The following is an 18,603-nucleotide window of genomic DNA, read 5'->3' on the forward strand; positions in this document are numbered from 1 at the left end:
TTATTTGTCTTCTTGTTTTGGTTTAGGTTCTGATTCATTACGATTTTTTATTGCGTCTAAAATTAACAGACCTGCGCCTATTGAAATCGCAATATCAGCAACATTAAATACCGGATAGTGATAGATATCCCAATAAAAATCAAAGAAATCAACCACAAAACCATGGTAGGCTCGATCTGCCATATTACCAAGCGCGCCACCGATAATTAGAGCATAAGCGCTATTTTGTATTTTTTGTGTAGCCTCATTTTTGTAGAGAAAGTAGATTAGCATTAAAGAAATGACGCAAGCGAGTACAATAAAAAGGTATTTTTGCCAGCCACAATGTTCTGCTAAAAAACTAAATGCCGCACCATAATTGCGTACATAAGTTAAATTAAAGAAAGGAAGAATGTTAATACTTTCATACAAAGTGAAATTTTGCACGATAAGGTATTTTGTGCCTAAATCAAGTATGAAAGCAATTACACTTAGCCATAAAAAAGAAAGTCCTGTTTTGGTTTGTGTCATAAGTACCTTTAAAAATATTCAAAATTGCACGGGCGAACTTGATGTTCGCCCTGATAAGATTTTGCATAGATTTGATAAATAGGAACGCTTAATTCGCGCTTCCTTGAGTTAAGCAAATTGTCTTAGTTCGCCCTCACCTTCCACATTTTCAATACAACGTGAACATAATGTTGGATGATTTGTATGTGTACCAATAGTGTTTGAATAATGCCAACAACGTGGACATTTTTCAGCTTGCGAGCGAATAACTTTAACTGCTAACCCTTTTATACCACCTTCTGCAACATCAGCCTCTGCTAATGGTTTGACCTCTGCTTTTGAGGTGATTAAAACAAAACGTAATTCGTTTTGTAATTGATTTAATAATTCAGCGTAAGTTTCATTCGCATAGATAGTCACTTCAGCTTCTAAGGCAGCACCGATTACTTTGTCATTACGAGCTTGTTCTAACACACAGTTAATTTCATTGCGTAGTGTAATCACTTTTTGCCAATAAGCGTCATTCATGTCTTCATTCGCATCTAGAGCAAATAAGCCATCATAAAATTCTTCGGTGAAAACAAACTCATTACGTTCTCCTGGAATATATTGCCAGATTTCATCTGCAGTAAATGACAGCACTGGTGCAATCCAACGAACTAACGCTTCTGCAATATGCCATAATGCGGTTTGGCAGCTACGGCGTGCTAAACTGTCAGCTTTTGTTGTATATTGGCGATCTTTAATAATATCTAAGTAGAATGAACCCATTTCGATAGAACAGAATTTCATTAAACGCTGAATCACAGCATGGAATTGGTAATTATCATAAGCGTCTTTAATTTCTTTCTGTGCTTGCAAGGCACAATCTACTGCCCAGCGATCTAATACCATCATGTCTTCTGGTTTGACTAAATCACGTTGCGGGTCAAAACCATTCAAGTTTGCTAACAAGAAACGTGCTGTATTACGAATACGGCGGTAAGCATCGGCAGCACGTTTTAAAATTTCATCTGATACGGAAATTTCGCCTGTGTAATCCGTCGAAGCAACCCATAAACGCAAAATATCACCACCAAATTTGTCCATTACTTCTTGTGGTGTAACGATATTGCCGATAGATTTTGACATCTTGCGACCTTGTCCATCCACTGTGAAGCCATGCGTTAACACTTGTTTATATGGCGCTTTATTATCCGTTGCGGTAGATAACATTAATGAGGACATAAACCAACCGCGGTGTTGGTCGGAGCCTTCGAGATACATATCTGCTTCTTGATTATTAAATTCAGGGCGATCTTTGACAACCGAGAAATAGGTTGATCCTGAATCAAACCAGACATCTAGTGTATCAGGCACTTTACTGTAGTGTTCTGCATCTGCGCCTAATAATTCGGCAGGATCTAAATCCCACCATGCTTGGATACCTTTTTGTTCTACGCGTTTTGCGACTTCTTCTACTAGTTCAACCGTGCGTGGATGTAATTGCTCAGTTTCTTTATGGATAAATAAGGCGACGGGTACTCCCCAAGTACGTTGGCGTGAAATACACCAGTCTGGACGATTCTCCACCATTTTTTCAATACGCGCTTGACCCCAATCTGGAATCCAACGTACTTTTTGGATTTCGCTTAGGGCTTGTTGACGTAAACCTTGTTTTTCCATACCAATAAACCATTGTGGTGTTGCACGGAAAATAATTGGTGTTTTATGGCGCCAGCAATGTGGATAGCTATGCTTGATTTTGCTGAATTTTAACATTGCACCGACTTCTTGGAGTTTTGCTACAACAAGATCGTTAGATTCGAATACGCCTTTACCCGCAAAGAAGGGAACATCTGCTTTAAATAAGCCATCATTACCAATCAAACCCGCTATTTCAATACCATTTTTCATTGCGATAACATAGTCGTCGTGACCATGGTCTGGTGCGGTATGAACTAAACCAGTACCGCCATCAGTGGTTACATGATCGCCTAAAATAAATGGTACGCTGAATTGATAGAATGGGTGATTGAAGCGTAGCCATTCAAGCTCTTTTCCTTTAGCTTCGCCCAATAGGCTAAATTGTTCAATACCTGCCGCTTTAGTAACATCTTCGACTAAATCTTTAGCTAAAATGACGCGCTCATCATTAAATTGAACTAATTGATAGTCTAGGTTTTCATGTAATGCAATTGCTCGATTCGATGGAATTGTCCAAGGTGTTGTTGTCCAGATTACTGCAGAAATTTTACCTGAACCTTTACCTAGTGCATTAAATTTTGCTTCTACTTCAGTAGGGTCAACGGCATTAAAACGTACATAAATAGAAGGCGATACTTTATCTTCATATTCTACTTCTGCTTCAGCAAGCGATGAGGCACAATCTAAACACCAATGAACAGGTTTTGAACCTTTATATAAGTGTCCGTTTTCGACTGCTTTACCAAAAGCACGAATGATATTCGCTTCAGTATTGAAATTCATCGTCAAGTATGGATTATCCCAATCACCTAACACGCCTAAACGGATGAAATCTTTTTTCTGACCTTCAACTTGCTCAGCCGCATATTTACGGCATTCCTCACGGAATTCTGCAGCAGAGATTTTTTCATTTGGTTTACCAACAATACCTTCAACTTTTAATTCAATTGGTAAGCCATGGCAATCCCAACCTGGAATGTAAGGTGAGTCATAACCTAGTGCGGTTTTAGATTTAACAATGATATCTTTTAGAATTTTATTAACTGCGTGACCAATATGAATGGTGCCGTTTGCGTAGGGAGGACCATCGTGCAGAATAAAGGATTTTTTGCCTTTTGATGCTTGGCGAATTTTTTGGTAGAGATCTTTTTCATACCAATTTTTTAACATGTTTGGCTCTCGTTTGGCCAAATCACCACGCATAGGAAAACCTGTTTCTGGCAGGTTAAGAGTGTTTTTATAATCAACTGTCATTGTGATATCCCAATTAATAAAATTAACTAATCTTTTATATGTTGTGTTCTGAAAAATTGTTTTGCGGTTTCTACATCTTGAGCAATTTGTTGTTTTAATGCGTCAAAAGAAGGAAACTTAACTTCGTTGCGGATTTTGTGGCAAAATTCCACTTCAAGACATTGTCCGTAAATATCACCTTTAAAATCAAAAAGATGAGTTTCTAAAAGCTGTACGACTCCATTGATAGTGGGGCGTTTACCTATATTGGCAACACCTCGGTAAATTTTTTCATTTTTTAACCGCACTTTAACCGCATACACGCCTTTAACAGGATTGACTTGACGGTGTAAAGGAATGTTGGCTGTTGGAAAACCAATAGTTCGTCCGAGTTTATTACCATGTACAACACGTCCTAAAATACAATAGGGTCTGCCTAGCATAGCGGCAGCGCGGACCAACTCATCATTAGCGAGAGCTTCTCGGATAGCTGTGCTGCTAATGCGTAATTGCTCAAGACAAAAACTATGATTATCTTCAACTATAAAGCCAAATTGTTGGCCTGCTTGTTGTAATAAGTGGAAATCTCCTTGTCGTTTGACGCCAAAACGAAAATCATCTCCAATGCTTAAAAATTTCACTTTTAGCTTGTTTACTAGCCAATCTTGGATAAAATCTTGTGCACTTTGTTGGGCAAATGTTTGATTAAATCGAATGCACATGACGTAGTCAACGCCCGCTTCGGCAAGATAATGTAATTTATCACGTAAACGCATTAAACGAGCTGGCACTGTTTCACCTGTAAAATATTCTCGTGGCTGAGGCTCGAATAACATGACGATGACTGGCAAATTTAATTGCTCTGCTTTTTGCTGTAAATGACGCAAAATGGCTTGGTGGCCAAGATGAACACCATCGAAATTGCCAATTGTTAGTGCACAACCTGATAAATTTTTAGGTAAATTATGAATGCCACGAATCAGTCGCATTGAAATCGTTATCCGTTCGAAATTTATAAGCCAAAATAATCCGGACATTATAAGCATAAATTCATTAAATAGGCGATATTTTTTTATGCTTATCCCTTGCTGAATAAATGTTGTTTGCGAATGCCAAGCAGAACAAGTGTGCCAAAGTAAACAAGGATGGCTAAACCAATTAGCCAAACTAGCCAATGTATGCGAGTCAAAAAGTTCATTGCATGCCATTCGAGTAGGTTTGGTGTGTTATACCAAACTAGTCCTCCCATGGCTGCTGCTGCAAACAAAACTTTGCCAAAAAAGACCGCACTTTTGCGACTAAAATGATAGATCTCTTGTTTAGCTAAACCACGATAGAGTAAGTAAGCATTCAATGTTGCTGATATTGCCGATGCCATGGCTAATCCTACATAGCTAAAAGGAATAGCAAGTAGGTTAAAGCCCATGTTGCTAATCATCGCAATAATACCAATTTTAACGGGAGTTTTAGTATCTTGACGTGCATAGTAACCATTGGCGAGGATTTTAATTAACATAAAACTCAGTAAGCCCATATTAAACGCCCACAATGAAAGTGAAGCTGCTTGTACATCGTTTAAACCAAAATTACCTCGCATAAAGAGCACAAGTAATAATGGTTGAGCGAGGATAGCAATACCAACCATCGCAGGGATGCCAAGTAATAAGATCATACGTACGCCCCAATCCATCGTGTTGCGAAAATCTTGATTACTTTGTTCACCATTCTCGCTGCGATTGACATGCTGACGCGCCAGTGTTGGCAGAATGACAGTCGAAATAGCGATACCAAATAGCCCTAATGGGAACTCTAATAAACGATCAGAATAGTAAAGCCAACTGATAGAACCTGTCATTAAGAAGCTGGCGATTAAGGTATCTAATAATAAATTTATTTGACTAACAGATACTCCAAACAACGCGGGGATCATCAGTGTACGGATTTTTTTTACCCCTTCATCATGCCAAGCCCACTTGGGTTTTACTAATAGACCTGCTTGTTTTAAAAAAGGAATTTGGAATAAAAATTGCAGTAAACCACCGAGAAAGATTCCAATTGCGAGAGCGAGATCAGGATTATTCATACGTGGTGCAAGGAAAAGAGCGGTACAAATCATGGCAATATTGAGCAGAACTGGTGAAAAAGACATCACACCAAATTTACCAATAGTATTGAGAATAGCACCGGATAAGGCAACAAAAGTGACAAACCACAAGTAAGGAAACGTCACTTTTAATAATAATGAAGCTTGTTCAAATTTGACTGCATTAGCTCCATCATTAAGCCAATCTAAAAACCAACCAGTTCCAAAAATAGCTGCAACAAGTGGAGAAAAAATCATTGCAAAGAGTGTCACGATTGACACTAATCCACCCAAAGTGCCAGATACTTTACCGATAAATTCTCGTGTTTTATCAATATCGCCCGATTTTTGGTATTCGGCAAGGACGGGAACAAAGGCTTGTGAGAATGCACCTTCTGCAAAGAGACGACGGAGAAAATTGGGAATTTTATTGGCGAATAAAAAAACATCTGCGGCAACGCCTGCCCCTAATAAATTCGCGATAACAACATCTCGTATTAAGCCTAAAATACGTGATAATAAAGTCATTGAACTGACCACAATGCCTGATTTTAATAATCCTTTGCTCAAAATAATGTACTCGGCTTGGTTGTCTGAATAAATTTTACTTAATTGTATAGAAATTTCGTTTTTACGCTATATTCTATGTAAAAAAACTGCTAAAATCTCGCCCACATCGTTTGGTGAGCCATCTTAAGCGTGCTTAATTGATATAACGATGCGAAAACTTTCGGTTGTGTCTCACCGAAACCAATAACAAATTTTCAGTGACAACGCCAAATTAGTCATTGACAAAAGCATAGAAAATAGGCATATTTTACGCCTTTAATTTATCTCGTTTACTAACAAATAATTTTAGGAGTTTGACCTTGGCTAATATCAAGTCAGCTAAAAAACGTGCGATTCAATCAGAAAAACGCCGTCAGCACAATGCAAGTCAACGCTCAATGATGCGTACTTACATTAAAAAAGTTTACGCAGCAGTAGCAGCAGGTGATAAATCAGTAGCAGAAGCAGCATTTGTAGAAATGCAAAAAGTTGTAGATAGAATGGCTTCTAAAGGTTTAATTCACGTGAACAAAGCAGCGAACCACAAAGCTAAATTATCTGCACAAATCAAAAAATTAGCATAATTTTTGACTTTTAAATATATAAAACCGCACTTTAGTTGAAGTTGCGGTTTTTTATTGCCTTTTTTCTGTGAATGATGCGCTTTGGTGTTATTTATTAAAACGTTTACGGCGACGATGGTAGTGTAATGTATTTTTCACGGGTTTTAAGATGCGAGACGGTTTGGTATCAGTTTTTGTGCGGTATGCTCTACGATAATGACTTAAAAAATAATGTACTGAGCTAGCGAGTAATATACCAGCGAGAAAAACAATAATCAGTTCGCCGTAGAGCTGGTGAAAAATTTGATCGATTTTGTTTTGTGTCGTTTTACCATATTTAGCATCGAAGGTGACGCGTAAGAAACCTTCGATACCATTAGAAGAATAAATAGGTTCAACAATTTGCTGGGTATTGCTATCATCGTCTTGTTGCGTTTGACTAGCTAAACCTAAAGTTGAGCGTAAGTCTTTAGATTGGTTAGTTTGTGCTAATAATTCGCCATTATTCGCGTAAATAGAAGCATCAAGTACAAATTCTTCTTTAGCGAAAGAATTTAAATTTTCGTTCAATTTTTCCGTACTCACATTGTTCACGAGCAACATAGAAAATAAGTTTGCTTGTTGACGTACTAATAAATGCGATAAGTTGGATACCTGATTAACACTCGCTAATTGTGAACCAATTTTAAATTGTTGTACCCCAAATAAAATGACCGCAATAGTGGCGACACAAAATAAAATGATCGAGATGATCATGGTAAGTTTAATCAGTTTTTCTTTGGCTAAATGCAAGTTCTTTTTTCCTAAAGATAAGTAAATAAGCTAGAATACAACCACTTTATTTTAAATCACAATTTACAGGATTTTCTATGCAAACACAAAATCTTGCAACCATTACTCAATATTTCCCTCAATTCCCAACAACATTTTTAGCCGATGAAAGACCAACTATGGGTCAGACAAAATTTATTTTGTATGGAGCAGATTTAAATTATGCGCGATTACAACAATTTCAGCAAAAATGCGGTGAAAATTTTGTTATTTTAGATGGCTGGACTGTTTTATACAATACTGTTGTGCTATTACAAGGAACATGGCAAGCACAGTGGCTCACTTATGCGCATGAACTTAGTTTAGATCTTGCACAAATTGATTTTGTTCCACGTTTAAAACAAGCTGGTTTGTTGGTGATGGATATGGATTCCACTGCGATTCAAATTGAATGTATTGACGAAATAGCAAAATTAGCGGGTACAGGCGAGTTAGTTTCCTCAATCACAGCGCAAGCAATGTGTGGCGAATTGGATTTTGAGCAAAGTTTGCGTCGTCGTGTAGCTACGTTAAAAGGCGCATCAGAACAGATTTTAGTACAAGTTAGAGAAAATTTACCTTTAATGCCAGGATTAGTGGAAACCATTAATCAGTTACAACAATATGGTTGGAAAACGGCAATTGCGTCTGGTGGATTCACTTATTTTACAGATTATTTAAGAGCAATCTTAAAGCTTGATTATACAGTGTCAAATCAGTTTGAAATCCAAGATGGAATATTAACTGGTGAAGTCAAAGGTCGTGTGGTTGATGCGGAATATAAAGCTACAACATTGCAGCAATTAGCACAACAATATGAGATTACGCCAGACAATACAGTTGCTATTGGTGATGGTGCGAATGATTTAGCCATGCTGACAGTAGCTGGATTAGGGGTTGCATTGCATGCCAAACCAAAAGTGCAACAACAAGCGCAAATTGTGGTAAACTTCGCAGACTTTAGTGCACTTTTGTGTTTATTGAGTGCGAATGATCGATTAACTAAGGAGTAAATAATCATGCCTTCTTTTGATATTGTGTCTGAAATTACTTTACATGAAGTACGCAATGCAGTAGACAATGCAAATCGTGATTTAACAAATCGTTGGGATTTTCGTAATGTGCAAGCGGCAATTGAGCTAAACGAAAAGAGTGAAACGATTAAAGTTTCTAGTGAATCAGATTTTCAAGTTGAACAGTTAGTTGATATTTTGCGTAATGCTTGTATTAAACGTGGTATCGATTCTAGCTCATTAGCTATTCCAACTGAGTATGAACACAGTGGTAAAACTTATAGTAAAGAAATTAAGTTAAAACAAGGGATTGAAACTGAGATGGCGAAGAAAATTACTAAGCTAATTAAGGACGCTAAATTGAAAGTCCAAACACAGATTCAAGGTGATCAAGTACGTGTGACGGGTAAATCAAGAGATGATTTACAAGCGACGATTCAGTTAGTGAAGAATGCAGAACTAGGACAACCTTTTCAATTTAATAATTTTAGAGATTGATTTTTAAACAGTATTCATATTAAGGTTCTTATTGATCTGCCTCTCAAAACTTGGCTTTATATTCAACTGACTAAGAGGCAGTTTCTTATGCCCAAATATATCCAATGCTTCAAATAACAAGTAATTGGCTTCTATCTTGAAAATCATCACAAATATTTTCATTGACCTAAAACAACTATCGCATGTTGGATAACACAATATCAGTATTCAAGTAGACACGGAGTTGTTGTTAGGAAAAAAGAAAGACTGTGCAGGCAATGTTAATAATACTGTATTCCAACATTTAAGTTTTAGCTTATTTAGCTGGAATACAGTGTAAAAAATGAGTTAATTTATTTCATTATTTTGAGATATCTTAAGATAAAGATAAGTAAGCTTGCGCCTAATACACCAAATAGTAAGCCTGACATTGTAAAGCTGCCAGCAGTATGAGCAGAACCGATATCAAGTAGATCACCAAATACCCAACGACCAAGTGATGAACCTATAATACCGATGATGATGTTCATTAACAGACCCATGTCACTTTTCATGACTTTTTCTGCAATCCAACCAATTAAAGCGCCTACGATAATAGCTGAAATCCACCCCATATTTTTCTCCTCTATGCGTAAGTCAATAAAAACTAAAATCAAATATTGAATAAAAAAGTGTTTTTGTAATCATTTATGTACGCTGTTTTTCACCAATAAGTACATGCCTTATACAAAACACTGTAATAGAGTTTAACATGAATATAACAATATAGCTTTAAATATATACAAATTTCGGATGTTAACTTTAATTTCAAATAGTGAGCTAAGGAAATAATCAATGTGATGATTCAACCATTAATCGGCAATGTATTTTTATAACATGAGTCAATGCGTTTATGTATATTTGCTTTGAAGCAGAGTAGTAAAAAGAGTTGAGTAGAAAATGGTGCCCCCAACAGGACTTGAACCTGTGACCAATCGATTATGAGTCGACTGCTCTGACCGACTGAGCTATGGGGGCGGTCTTATGAATTGAAAAATTGGGAATTATAGAGAAATCTTATAATAAAGTCTAGGACTTGGCTGTCGCATGTTTTAAATTTAAACAAAAAAGCTGTTAATTTTATTAACAGCCTTTGAATCTTTAATATTATTCGTCTAAGAAACTTCTTAATGTCTCGGAACGACTCGGATGACGGAGTTTACGTAACGCTTTAGCTTCGATTTGACGGATACGCTCACGTGTGACATCAAATTGTTTACCAACTTCTTCTAAAGTATGGTCAGTATTCATATCAATACCAAAACGCATACGTAATACTTTCGCTTCACGTGGTGTTAAACCTTCAAGTACTTCATGGGTTGCAACTTTTAGACTTTGTGCTGTAGCAGAATCTAATGGCAGCTCAAGTGTTGAATCTTCAATGAAATCTCCTAAATGTGAATCATCATCATCACCAATTGGCGTTTCCATTGAAATTGGTTCTTTCGCAATTTTTAATACCTTACGAATTTTATCTTCTGGCATACCCATACGTTCTGCTAGTTCTTCTGGTGAAGCTTCACGTCCCATTTCTTGTAACATTTGACGCGAAATACGATTTAATTTATTAATTGTTTCGATCATATGTACAGGAATACGGATCGTTCTTGCTTGGTCTGCGATAGAACGTGTGATGGCTTGACGAATCCACCAAGTTGCATAAGTTGAGAATTTATAACCACGACGATATTCAAATTTATCAACCGCCTTCATTAAACCAATGTTACCTTCTTGGATCAGATCTAAAAATTGTAAGCCACGGTTAGTATATTTTTTAGCAATTGAAATCACTAAACGTAAGTTAGCTTCAACCATTTCTTTTTTGGCACGGCGCGCTTTTAATTCGCCTGCCGCAATACGTTCACAAACTTCACGAATTTGTTGTACGGTAAGGTTTGTTTGGCTTTCAATTTCCAGAATATTTTGAATGTGATAACGAATTTCTGCTTCGTGTTTAGCCAACTTTTCTGACCATGTTTTACTTGATGACAAGGCTTTGACTAACCAAGTATCTTGGTTTTCATGCCCAACGAACACTTTTTGGAATTGTTCTTTTGGCATTTTTGCTTTATCAACAACAATTTTTTGAATACTACGTTCTTGTAAGCGTACAGAACGCATCATGTTGCTCATTAAGTTAACAAGCATATCAAATTGTTTCGGGACTAAGCGGAATTGAGTGAAAACATCAGCTAATGCTTGGATTTGATCTTTTGATTTTTTACTTGTACGACCATGTTTTTCAATGAATGCCATTGTTTTGCCATGCTGAGTTCTTAATTCTAAGAATTTTTCACGGGCAACTTCGGGATCAATTGAATTATCAGAGTCGCTGTCATCGCTTGAGCTTGTTTCTTCACTTTCTTCTTCCTCTTCCTCCTCATCATCATTGATCTCTACGGTGACGTTACTTGAATCTTCATCCTCATCATAAGATTCTTCAATTTCAGCAACTTCTCCTTCCGTCATTGCATTAGGATCAACAAAACCTGTAATTAAATCAGCTAAACGGACACCGCCTTCTTCGACGAGATCATATTGTTCAAGTAAATAGCTAATCGCTTCAGGATAGAAGGCAATTGCGCTTTGTACTTCATTGATCCCTTCTTCAATACGTTTCGCAATATCAATTTCACCTTCGCGAGTAAGGAGTTCTACGCTACCCATTTCACGCATATACATACGTACAGGGTCAGTTGTGCGTCCAATTTCAGCTTCAACACTGGATAGCACTTGTGTTGCTTCTTCCACTGCATCTTCGTCAGCAATTGCTTCATTTAACATCAGATCATCTGCATCAGGTGCAGTTTCTAGCACTTGAATACCCATATCGTTGATCATCTGAATAATATCTTCAATTTGTTCTGCATCCACGAGCTCTTCAGGCAGGTGATCGTTCACCTCTGCATAAGTGAGATAGCCTTGTTCTTTGCCTTGTGCGATTAACAATTTCAATTGAGATTGTGGATTTTGATCCATAATAATATATCCGCCTTGATTGAGTAGTTATGAAGATAAAATACGTCTGATTTTATCATTGTTATAATAGATTAACTATGCCTTTTGTTGTTTTTTCAATAATAATTGCGTTAACTTTTGTCGTTCATCCAGACTTAGTCCTTCTGAGCGATCTTTGGCAATTAATGAATCTATTTCACGTTCAATAAGTTGAAAATAGAAATAACGTAATGTGTCTTTAAATGTTTCTTCAATTTTTTCATCTTCTACAAGATGATCCCAAACAGCCAAAATTTCAAGGGCCTTGCTATGTTCCGTATCTCGCCAATACTCCAAGATTTGCCCTGTGGTAATACCCACTTTTTCTTGGCAAAGTGCGGTCAGTTTTTCAAATAATTCAAGACCTGATTCATTCAGTACTTTTAATGGCACCAGATTAGGAACGAGTTGGGCGAGTTCTGGATTTTGTAGTAATAATCCTATGAGTAAACGCATTGGCGTACGTTTAACAGTTTTTGGTTGAGTGTTGATTTTCACTTCAGTATAAGTAGGGAGCATGCTCTCCAATTGTGTTTGGTCTAAAATTCCTAGTTTTTGTGCTAGGGTATTACGTAATGATAAACGTAACATTTCACCCGGAATTTTTTTGATTAAAGGTACAGCTAATGCTGCGAGTTTTGTTTTGCCTTCTTTGGTTGAGAAATCTACCTGTGGTGCAAGACTAGAGAATAAAAACTCACTCAGTGATTGTGCTTTTTGAATGTAGTCTTCAAAACCTGTTTTACCATATTGGCGAATAAACGAATCGGGATCTTCACCATCAGGTAGGAAAATAAATTTGAGTTGTCTGCCGTCTTCCAAATAAGGTAGCGCATTTTCAAAAGCACGCCAAGCGGCTTCACGTCCTGCACGATCACCATCGTAACAGCAAATAGCTTGTTCAGTTGAACGAAATAATAATTGGATTTGTTCCGCAGTAGTGGCAGTACCAAGGGAAGCAACAGCGTAATTTATGCCAAATTGAGCTAATGCAACCACATCCATATAACCTTCAACAACTAGTAGCATGTCAGGGCTTTCGTTACTTTGTAATGCTTCAAATAAGCCATAAAGCTCGTTACCTTTATGATATGTGGCACTTTCAGGTGAGTTTAAATATTTTGGCTTGTCATCATTCAAAACGCGCCCACCAAACGCAATAGTTCTACCACGACGATCTCGAATTGGGAACATCACCCGATGACGAAAACGATCATAAATATCGCCGCGATCGTTACGTGAGAGCATGCCAAGCTCAAAGAGTTTTTGTTGATCTTCTTTTGTTTTACCAAAGCGCTGTAAAACCGAATCGAAAGTATTTGGCACAAAACCAATTTGAAAACGTTCAATCACATCGGAGGATAAGCCACGTTGTTGCAAATAACTTTGGGCGGGAATATGTTGTGTTAACTGTTGTTGATAGAATTGTGCAATTTCTTGCATTAATTCATACAAATTGCGCTTAGTTTGGTAGTTTATTTGCTTACCGTTGAATTGAGGTTTATTTTCACGTGGGATTTCAAGACCTAGCATGCCAGCTAATTCTTCAATTGCTTCCACAAACTCTAATTTATCATATTCCATTAAAAATGAAATTGCATTGCCGTGGGCGCCACAACCAAAACAATGATAAAACTGTTTTTTTTGACTAACGGTAAATGAAGGGGTTTTTTCGTGATGAAATGGGCAACAAGCTTGGTAATCACGACCTGCTTTTTTGAGCTTTACTCGGGCATTGATAAGCTCCACGATATCTGTTTTGGCTAGCAGATCATCAATAAATGTGCGTGGAATTGAGCCTTTCATCAAGTTTGTGCCCTTTCAGTTAAGAGGTAAAATGGAGCTTATTGAATGAAACAAAACCGTGATACCTAGCGGTTTCACGGTTTGTATAACTCGAGTTTTAAATACTGTATTAAGTATTAGTATAAACGCGTATTGCGTGCATTTTCACGTGCAACGCGTTTTGCGTGACGTTTAGCACGAGTTGCATTTTCACGTTTACGGATAGTCGTTGGTTTTTCATAAAATTCACGGCTGCGAACTTCCGCTAAAATACCAGCTTTTTCGCAAGAGCGTTTAAAACGACGTAATGCAACGTCAAATGATTCGTTTTCACGTACTTTAATTACAGGCATAAGCCAATCACCTCAATGGAATTAATTTTGCAATTGCTAATTTATTTTTACCGTTTGGAATAAACGGCTTATTCAATAAAGGTCGCAATTTTAATCTACTTTTCGCTTAAAAGCAAAGGGAAGTTTGCTCTTTTCTGTAAAAATCATTACCCAAACTGGTGAAAGAATAATAAACAAGGTAAAATCTCGCCACAAAAAGAAGCAGAAAGGAAAAACAAATGCGAGTATTAGGCATTGAAACCTCTTGTGATGAAACAGGAGTTGCGATTTATGATGAAGAAAAAGGGTTAGTAGCTAATCAACTGTATACCCAAATTGCATTGCATGCAGATTATGGTGGGGTAGTACCAGAACTTGCCTCACGTGATCATATTCGTAAAACAGCGCCTCTAATTCAAGCCGCGTTAGCTGAAGCAAACTTAAGTGCAGAAGATATTGATGGTATTGCTTATACAGCAGGCCCTGGCTTAGTTGGTGCATTATTAGTAGGATCCACCATTGCGAGATCCTTAGCTTATGCATGGAATGTACCTGCGATTGGTGTTCATCATATGGAGGGGCATTTATTGGCGCCAATGTTAGAAGAAAATGTACCGCAATTTCCTTTTATTGCATTATTAGTTTCTGGTGGGCATACCCAGTTAGTCAGAGTAGATGCAGTAGGACAGTATCAATTATTAGGTGAGTCTATTGATGATGCGGCAGGAGAAGCTTTTGATAAAACAGCAAAATTGTTAGGGCTGGATTATCCTGGAGGTGCAGCACTTTCAGGTTTAGCACAAAAGGGAAATCCTGATCGTTTTATTTTTCCGCGTCCTATGACAGATCATCCAGGCTTAGATTTTAGTTTTTCAGGATTGAAAACCTTCGCCGCAAATACGATTACACAAGCGGTCAAGGAAGAAGGTGAACTGACAGAACAAACGAAAGCGGATATTGCTTATGCTTTCCAGCAAGCGGTGGTAGATACTTTAGCGATTAAATGCCGCCGTGCCTTAAAAGAAACGGGATTCACACGTTTAGTGATTGCGGGGGGGGTGAGTGCAAATAAACAGTTGCGTCAACAGTTGGCAGAATTAATGCAGCAGCTCAACGGCGAAGTCTTTTACCCACAGCCTCAATTTTGTACCGATAATGGGGCGATGATTGCTTATACTGGTTTTTTACGTTTGAAACAAGGTGAACAACAAGATCTTGCTATTGAAGTTAAACCACGTTGGGCAATGACAACTTTATCTCCAATCACAACAAGTTAATTCAGAAGGAATGAACATGGAACAAAATAAATTAAAAGCAATACATGCGGCAGGGGTAGGCTGTGTTTTGATGCTAGTATTAATTGCAATAGTTGTGTTTACAATGCCGACAGAGCTGCTCATGGATTATTTGACTATTGCTGGAAGTTTAGTCGGTGGTGGGACAACTTTTGGCATTTTGATGTTAGCGGTATTACCGCCTTTAACGGGCACAATTTTTTATTATCTTTGGAAATGGGCACTAAAATAACAACGGGAATCATATGGCAAAGCTCTATTTTTATTATTCGACGATGAATGCAGGGAAATCGACGACCTTATTGCAATCTTCATATAACTATCAAGAACGAAATATGAATACGCTTGTTTACACTGCGGCAATTGATGATCGTTTTGGGGTAGGCAAAGTGACCTCACGTATTGGCATTAGTCAGGATGCGCAGCTTTTTCATAAAGAAAGCAATTTGCTTGCTGAAATAGAACAACATTTAACACGTGAAAAGCTTAATTGTATTTTAGTAGATGAAGCCCAATTTTTAACTAAGGCACAGGTTCACCAGCTCAGTGAAGTGGTGGATAAATTTAATATTCCTGTATTGTGCTATGGTTTGCGTACCGATTTTCAAGCAGAGTTATTTGAGGGAAGTCAGTACTTACTTGCATGGGCAGATCAATTAGAAGAGCTTAAAACCATTTGTTATTGCGGACGTAAAGCTAATTTCGTGTTGCGTTTAAATGCGCAGGGAGAAGTTGTGCGTGATGGTGCGCAAATTCAAATTGGTGGTAATGACAGCTATTTATCCGTTTGTCGTCAGCATTATAAAGAGAAGATTGCTTAGCTTGATATGCTAAAGTGCGGTCGATTTTTACTAAATTTCATTAAAAAGGCGATATTTGATTGATTTATATCGCCTTTTAATTTGAGTAGTTTTTTGTGTTAACGCATGGTCACAAATTCTTCCGAACCCGTTGGATGAATTGCAACGGTATTATCAAAGTCTGTTTTAGTTGCCCCCATTTTAATGGCGACAGCAAAACCCTGAATCATTTCATCTACGCCAAAGCCAATTCCGTGTAAACCAACGATTTTTTCTTCTTTACCTACACAAACTAGCTTCATACGGCAAGGTTGACGATGCTGTGTAACAGCACTATACATTGGCGTGAAAGCTGATTTATAAATTTTTACATTTTCTGCACCGTATTGTTCAATTGCTTGTGGCTCTGTTAGTCCCACTGTACCAATTGGCGGGTGGCTAAATACGACGGTTGGTACCAAATTATAGTCTAAATGTTCATTTGGCTTATTATTGAATAAGCGCTCAGATAAACGGCGACCCGCAGCAACGGCGACAGGAGTTAATTCAATACCTCCTTCAATAATGTCACCGACAGCATATATACCTTTTATATTCGTATTTTGATATTTATCTACTTTAATAAATCCACGTTCGTTAGTTTTTACCCCTGTCACAGCTAAGTTAATTACATCTGTTGCAGGGTGGCGACCAATTGCCCAAATTAAGCAATCGACTTCTTGTGTCCGTCCATCTTCAAGTTGTAAGTTTAATGAACCGTCTGCATTTTTTATGATTTGTTTTGGAATAGCATGGGTATGCAGATGGATACCATCTTGTGCCATGACTTCTAATAATGTGTCTACGATGAGTGGATCAAAATGACGTAATGGTGCATGCTGACGGACAAATAGATGGGTTTCAACTCCAAAACTATTCATTACACCAGCAAGTTCAACGGCGATATAACCTGCACCAACAACAGCAACACGTTTTGGTAATTGTGTTAATGCAAATACACCATCAGAATCGATTCCATATTCTGCACCCACAATGTTTGGGCGGCTTGGGCGACCACCCGTGGCGATTAAAATATGATCCGCTGTAATGTGTTCGCCATTCACTTCTACTGTATTAGCATTAACAAACTTAGCAAATCCTTGAATAACATCAACATTATTTTTGGCTAAAATATTATTGTAAGAAGTATGAATACGACTAATATAAGCTTGTCGGTTTTCAACTAATTTGGCAAAGTCAAATTTATTCACATTCAGATCGAAACCATAATCTGGCGCATAAAGATGGATTGCTTCAGCTACTTGTGCGCCATACCACATGACTTTCTTTGGCACACAGCCCACATTGACGCAAGTACCACCCAAATGTTTAGCTTCGATGATGGCACATTTTTTGCCGTAGCTTGCTGCACGATTGATTGAGGCAATACCACCGCTACCGCCACCGATAGCAATATAATCATAATGTTTTGTCATTGTTGCATTCCTTTCTAAATTCACATAATTACAATAAATCTGTCATCATTTTGCCGAATAAACAAACATAAAGCAAAATGACATTGTAAATCAGTTTAATTGGTAATAGCTTATTCTGGCACTACCCATCTAACTGACCAACTGCCGGTTCCTTCTGGGACTAGCGTTTGAGTTAAATAAGGCAGAATTTTTTTCATTTGTTGTTCAAGTGTCCAAGGTGGATTAATCACAATCATACCACTGGCTGTCATTCCGCGTTGTTCGCTATCTGGACGAACAGCTAATTCAATTTGTAAGATTTTACGAATCCCAGTATTTTCGAAGTTGCGTAGCATACGTTTAATTTGTTGACGTAACACAACAGGGTACCAAATTGCATAAGTGCCCGTCGCAAAGCGTTTATGACCTTCCTCGACAGCCTGCACCACTAAATCATAATCTTCTTTTAATTCATAAGGTGGATCAATTAAGACTAAACCACGTCTTTCTTTTGGGGGTAAAGTAGCTTTTAATTGTTGAAAACCATTTTCTCTTTTGCTTGTCACATTTTGAAAATCTTTAAAATTGTTACGCAGCAGTGGAAAATCGCTAGGGTGTAATTCAGTGAATAAGGCACGATCTTGTGCGCGTAGCATCGTTGCAGCAATCAATGGTGAACCTGCGTAATAACGTAATTCTTTACCGCCATAATTGAATTTTTTAATTACTTTAACATAGCGTGCAATTTCTTCGGGTAGATCATCACGTTGCCAAAGCCGTCCAATACCTTCGGCAAATTCTGCTGTTTTTTCTGCTTCTTCACTAAATAAGCGATAACGTCCTACGCCAGCATGTGTATCTAAATAATAGAAGCCCTTTTCTTTTAATTGGAGATTTTCAATAATTAGCATTAATACAATGTGTTTTAATACATCGGCGTGATTACCTGCATGAAAACTGTGACGATAACTGAGCATAAATATTGCCTTAAAAATAGA

General features: G+C 37.6%; 17 protein-coding genes and 1 tRNA gene. 6 read left to right on the forward strand and 12 right to left on the reverse strand.

Translation table 11 applies throughout. The features are described from left to right. From lspA to murJ, 4 genes are all read right to left on the reverse strand, one after another. Positions 1 to 510 carry a signal peptidase II gene (gene lspA, locus ACFSAV_RS02010; protein WP_101774418.1) on the reverse strand — a complete coding sequence of 170 codons (510 nt, stop codon included), beginning with the start codon at positions 508 to 510 and terminating at the stop codon, positions 1 to 3. A 108-nt stretch (positions 511 to 618) separates the two neighbouring features. Beyond that, positions 619 to 3,429: an isoleucine--tRNA ligase gene (gene ileS / locus ACFSAV_RS02015; protein WP_379095633.1), complete on the reverse strand. Its 2,811-nt coding sequence runs from the start codon at positions 3,427 to 3,429 to the stop codon at positions 619 to 621. 26 nt (positions 3,430 to 3,455) lie between these two features. Continuing rightward, complete coding sequence (gene ribF, locus ACFSAV_RS02020; protein ID WP_379095636.1) at positions 3,456 to 4,397, reverse strand: bifunctional riboflavin kinase/FAD synthetase; 942 nt, start codon at positions 4,395 to 4,397, stop codon at positions 3,456 to 3,458. Positions 4,398 to 4,486: 89 nt separating this feature from the next. Then, entirely contained in the window at positions 4,487 to 6,061 is a 1,575-nt protein-coding gene (gene murJ, locus ACFSAV_RS02025) for a murein biosynthesis integral membrane protein MurJ (protein WP_101774421.1), read from the reverse strand. A 299-nt stretch (positions 6,062 to 6,360) separates the two neighbouring features. Between murJ and rpsT the strand changes: the two genes are divergently transcribed. Further along, positions 6,361 to 6,624: a 30S ribosomal protein S20 gene (rpsT, locus tag ACFSAV_RS02030; protein WP_101774422.1), complete on the forward strand. Its 264-nt coding sequence runs from the start codon at positions 6,361 to 6,363 to the stop codon at positions 6,622 to 6,624. Between the two features lie 87 nt (positions 6,625 to 6,711). Here rpsT and ACFSAV_RS02035 read toward each other — a convergent pair whose 3' ends face one another. Then, positions 6,712 to 7,395, reverse strand: a complete 684-nt coding sequence (locus ACFSAV_RS02035; RefSeq protein WP_379095640.1) for a YtjB family periplasmic protein — start codon at positions 7,393 to 7,395, stop codon at positions 6,712 to 6,714. 77 nt (positions 7,396 to 7,472) lie between these two features. Here ACFSAV_RS02035 and serB point away from each other — a divergent pair, with 77 nt between their 5' ends. Next, positions 7,473 to 8,426, forward strand: a complete 954-nt coding sequence (gene serB / locus ACFSAV_RS02040) for a phosphoserine phosphatase (RefSeq protein ID WP_379095643.1) — start codon at positions 7,473 to 7,475, stop codon at positions 8,424 to 8,426. Positions 8,427 to 8,432: 6 nt separating this feature from the next. Continuing rightward, positions 8,433 to 8,924, forward strand: a complete 492-nt coding sequence (locus ACFSAV_RS02045; RefSeq protein WP_101774425.1) for a YajQ family cyclic di-GMP-binding protein — start codon at positions 8,433 to 8,435, stop codon at positions 8,922 to 8,924. Between the two features lie 332 nt (positions 8,925 to 9,256). Here ACFSAV_RS02045 and ACFSAV_RS02050 read toward each other — a convergent pair whose 3' ends face one another. The 5 genes from ACFSAV_RS02050 to rpsU all read right to left on the reverse strand — a co-directional run bounded on the left by ACFSAV_RS02050 (position 9,257) and on the right by rpsU (position 14,077). Further along, positions 9,257 to 9,517, reverse strand: coding sequence for a GlsB/YeaQ/YmgE family stress response membrane protein (locus ACFSAV_RS02050; protein ID WP_101774426.1), 261 nt, complete (start codon positions 9,515 to 9,517; stop codon positions 9,257 to 9,259). Positions 9,518 to 9,843: 326 nt separating this feature from the next. Beyond that, a tRNA-Ile gene (locus tag ACFSAV_RS02055) sits at positions 9,844 to 9,920 on the reverse strand. 129 nt (positions 9,921 to 10,049) lie between these two features. Further along, positions 10,050 to 11,921 (reverse strand): RNA polymerase sigma factor RpoD, encoded by a 1,872-nt coding sequence (rpoD, locus tag ACFSAV_RS02060; protein WP_379095647.1) that lies wholly within the window; start codon positions 11,919 to 11,921, stop codon positions 10,050 to 10,052. Positions 11,922 to 11,996: 75 nt separating this feature from the next. Further along, positions 11,997 to 13,745 (reverse strand): DNA primase, encoded by a 1,749-nt coding sequence (gene dnaG / locus ACFSAV_RS02065; protein ID WP_379096448.1) that lies wholly within the window; start codon positions 13,743 to 13,745, stop codon positions 11,997 to 11,999. Positions 13,746 to 13,861: 116 nt separating this feature from the next. Next, complete coding sequence (rpsU, locus tag ACFSAV_RS02070) at positions 13,862 to 14,077, reverse strand: 30S ribosomal protein S21 (RefSeq protein WP_005717672.1); 216 nt, start codon at positions 14,075 to 14,077, stop codon at positions 13,862 to 13,864. Positions 14,078 to 14,295: 218 nt separating this feature from the next. On the opposite strand from rpsU, the gene tsaD reads away from it, so the two are divergent. The 3 genes from tsaD to ACFSAV_RS02085 are packed head-to-tail and all read left to right on the forward strand — an operon-like array spanning position 14,296 to position 16,172. Further along, positions 14,296 to 15,333: a tRNA (adenosine(37)-N6)-threonylcarbamoyltransferase complex transferase subunit TsaD gene (gene tsaD, locus ACFSAV_RS02075; protein ID WP_379095650.1), complete on the forward strand. Its 1,038-nt coding sequence runs from the start codon at positions 14,296 to 14,298 to the stop codon at positions 15,331 to 15,333. 16 nt (positions 15,334 to 15,349) lie between these two features. After that, the gene (locus ACFSAV_RS02080; protein ID WP_379095653.1) at positions 15,350 to 15,583 is read left to right on the forward strand and encodes a hypothetical protein; all 234 of its coding nucleotides are present in this window, start codon (positions 15,350 to 15,352) and stop codon (positions 15,581 to 15,583) included. A 13-nt stretch (positions 15,584 to 15,596) separates the two neighbouring features. Beyond that, positions 15,597 to 16,172, forward strand: coding sequence for a thymidine kinase (locus ACFSAV_RS02085; RefSeq protein ID WP_101774431.1), 576 nt, complete (start codon positions 15,597 to 15,599; stop codon positions 16,170 to 16,172). Positions 16,173 to 16,270: 98 nt separating this feature from the next. On the opposite strand, the gene gorA is transcribed toward ACFSAV_RS02085, so the two are convergent. Together gorA and ACFSAV_RS02095 are read right to left on the reverse strand one after the other, a co-directional pair. Continuing rightward, positions 16,271 to 17,626 carry a glutathione-disulfide reductase gene (gorA, locus tag ACFSAV_RS02090; RefSeq protein WP_379095656.1) on the reverse strand — a complete coding sequence of 452 codons (1,356 nt, stop codon included), beginning with the start codon at positions 17,624 to 17,626 and terminating at the stop codon, positions 16,271 to 16,273. Between the two features lie 110 nt (positions 17,627 to 17,736). Next, complete coding sequence (locus ACFSAV_RS02095) at positions 17,737 to 18,582, reverse strand: 23S rRNA (adenine(2030)-N(6))-methyltransferase RlmJ (protein WP_379095659.1); 846 nt, start codon at positions 18,580 to 18,582, stop codon at positions 17,737 to 17,739. Between the last annotated feature and the right edge of the window lie 21 nt (positions 18,583 to 18,603).

Source organism: Pasteurella oralis (assembly GCF_042681465.1).
GTDB lineage: Bacteria > Pseudomonadota > Gammaproteobacteria > Enterobacterales > Pasteurellaceae > Pasteurella > Pasteurella oralis.

Excerpts from the sequence above, each read along its gene's own strand:
- ileS (WP_379095633.1), bottom strand. The coding sequence starts at position 3,429 with ATGACAGTTGATTATAAAAACACTCTTAACCTGCCAGAAACAGGTTTT.
- rpoD (WP_379095647.1), bottom strand. The coding sequence starts at position 11,921 with ATGGATCAAAATCCACAATCTCAATTGAAATTGTTAATCGCACAAGGC.
- serB (WP_379095643.1), top strand. The coding sequence starts at position 7,473 with ATGCAAACACAAAATCTTGCAACCATTACTCAATATTTCCCTCAATTC.
- ACFSAV_RS02085 (WP_101774431.1), top strand. The coding sequence starts at position 15,597 with ATGGCAAAGCTCTATTTTTATTATTCGACGATGAATGCAGGGAAATCG.
- tsaD (WP_379095650.1), top strand. The coding sequence starts at position 14,296 with ATGCGAGTATTAGGCATTGAAACCTCTTGTGATGAAACAGGAGTTGCG.
- ACFSAV_RS02045 (WP_101774425.1), top strand. The coding sequence starts at position 8,433 with ATGCCTTCTTTTGATATTGTGTCTGAAATTACTTTACATGAAGTACGC.
- ACFSAV_RS02080 (WP_379095653.1), top strand. The coding sequence starts at position 15,350 with ATGGAACAAAATAAATTAAAAGCAATACATGCGGCAGGGGTAGGCTGT.
- lspA (WP_101774418.1), bottom strand. The coding sequence starts at position 510 with ATGACACAAACCAAAACAGGACTTTCTTTTTTATGGCTAAGTGTAATT.
- ACFSAV_RS02050 (WP_101774426.1), bottom strand. The coding sequence starts at position 9,517 with ATGGGGTGGATTTCAGCTATTATCGTAGGCGCTTTAATTGGTTGGATT.
- rpsU (WP_005717672.1), bottom strand. The coding sequence starts at position 14,077 with ATGCCTGTAATTAAAGTACGTGAAAACGAATCATTTGACGTTGCATTA.
- dnaG (WP_379096448.1), bottom strand. The coding sequence starts at position 13,745 with ATGAAAGGCTCAATTCCACGCACATTTATTGATGATCTGCTAGCCAAA.
- gorA (WP_379095656.1), bottom strand. The coding sequence starts at position 17,626 with ATGACAAAACATTATGATTATATTGCTATCGGTGGCGGTAGCGGTGGT.
- ACFSAV_RS02095 (WP_379095659.1), bottom strand. The coding sequence starts at position 18,582 with ATGCTCAGTTATCGTCACAGTTTTCATGCAGGTAATCACGCCGATGTA.
- ribF (WP_379095636.1), bottom strand. The coding sequence starts at position 4,397 with ATGCGACTGATTCGTGGCATTCATAATTTACCTAAAAATTTATCAGGT.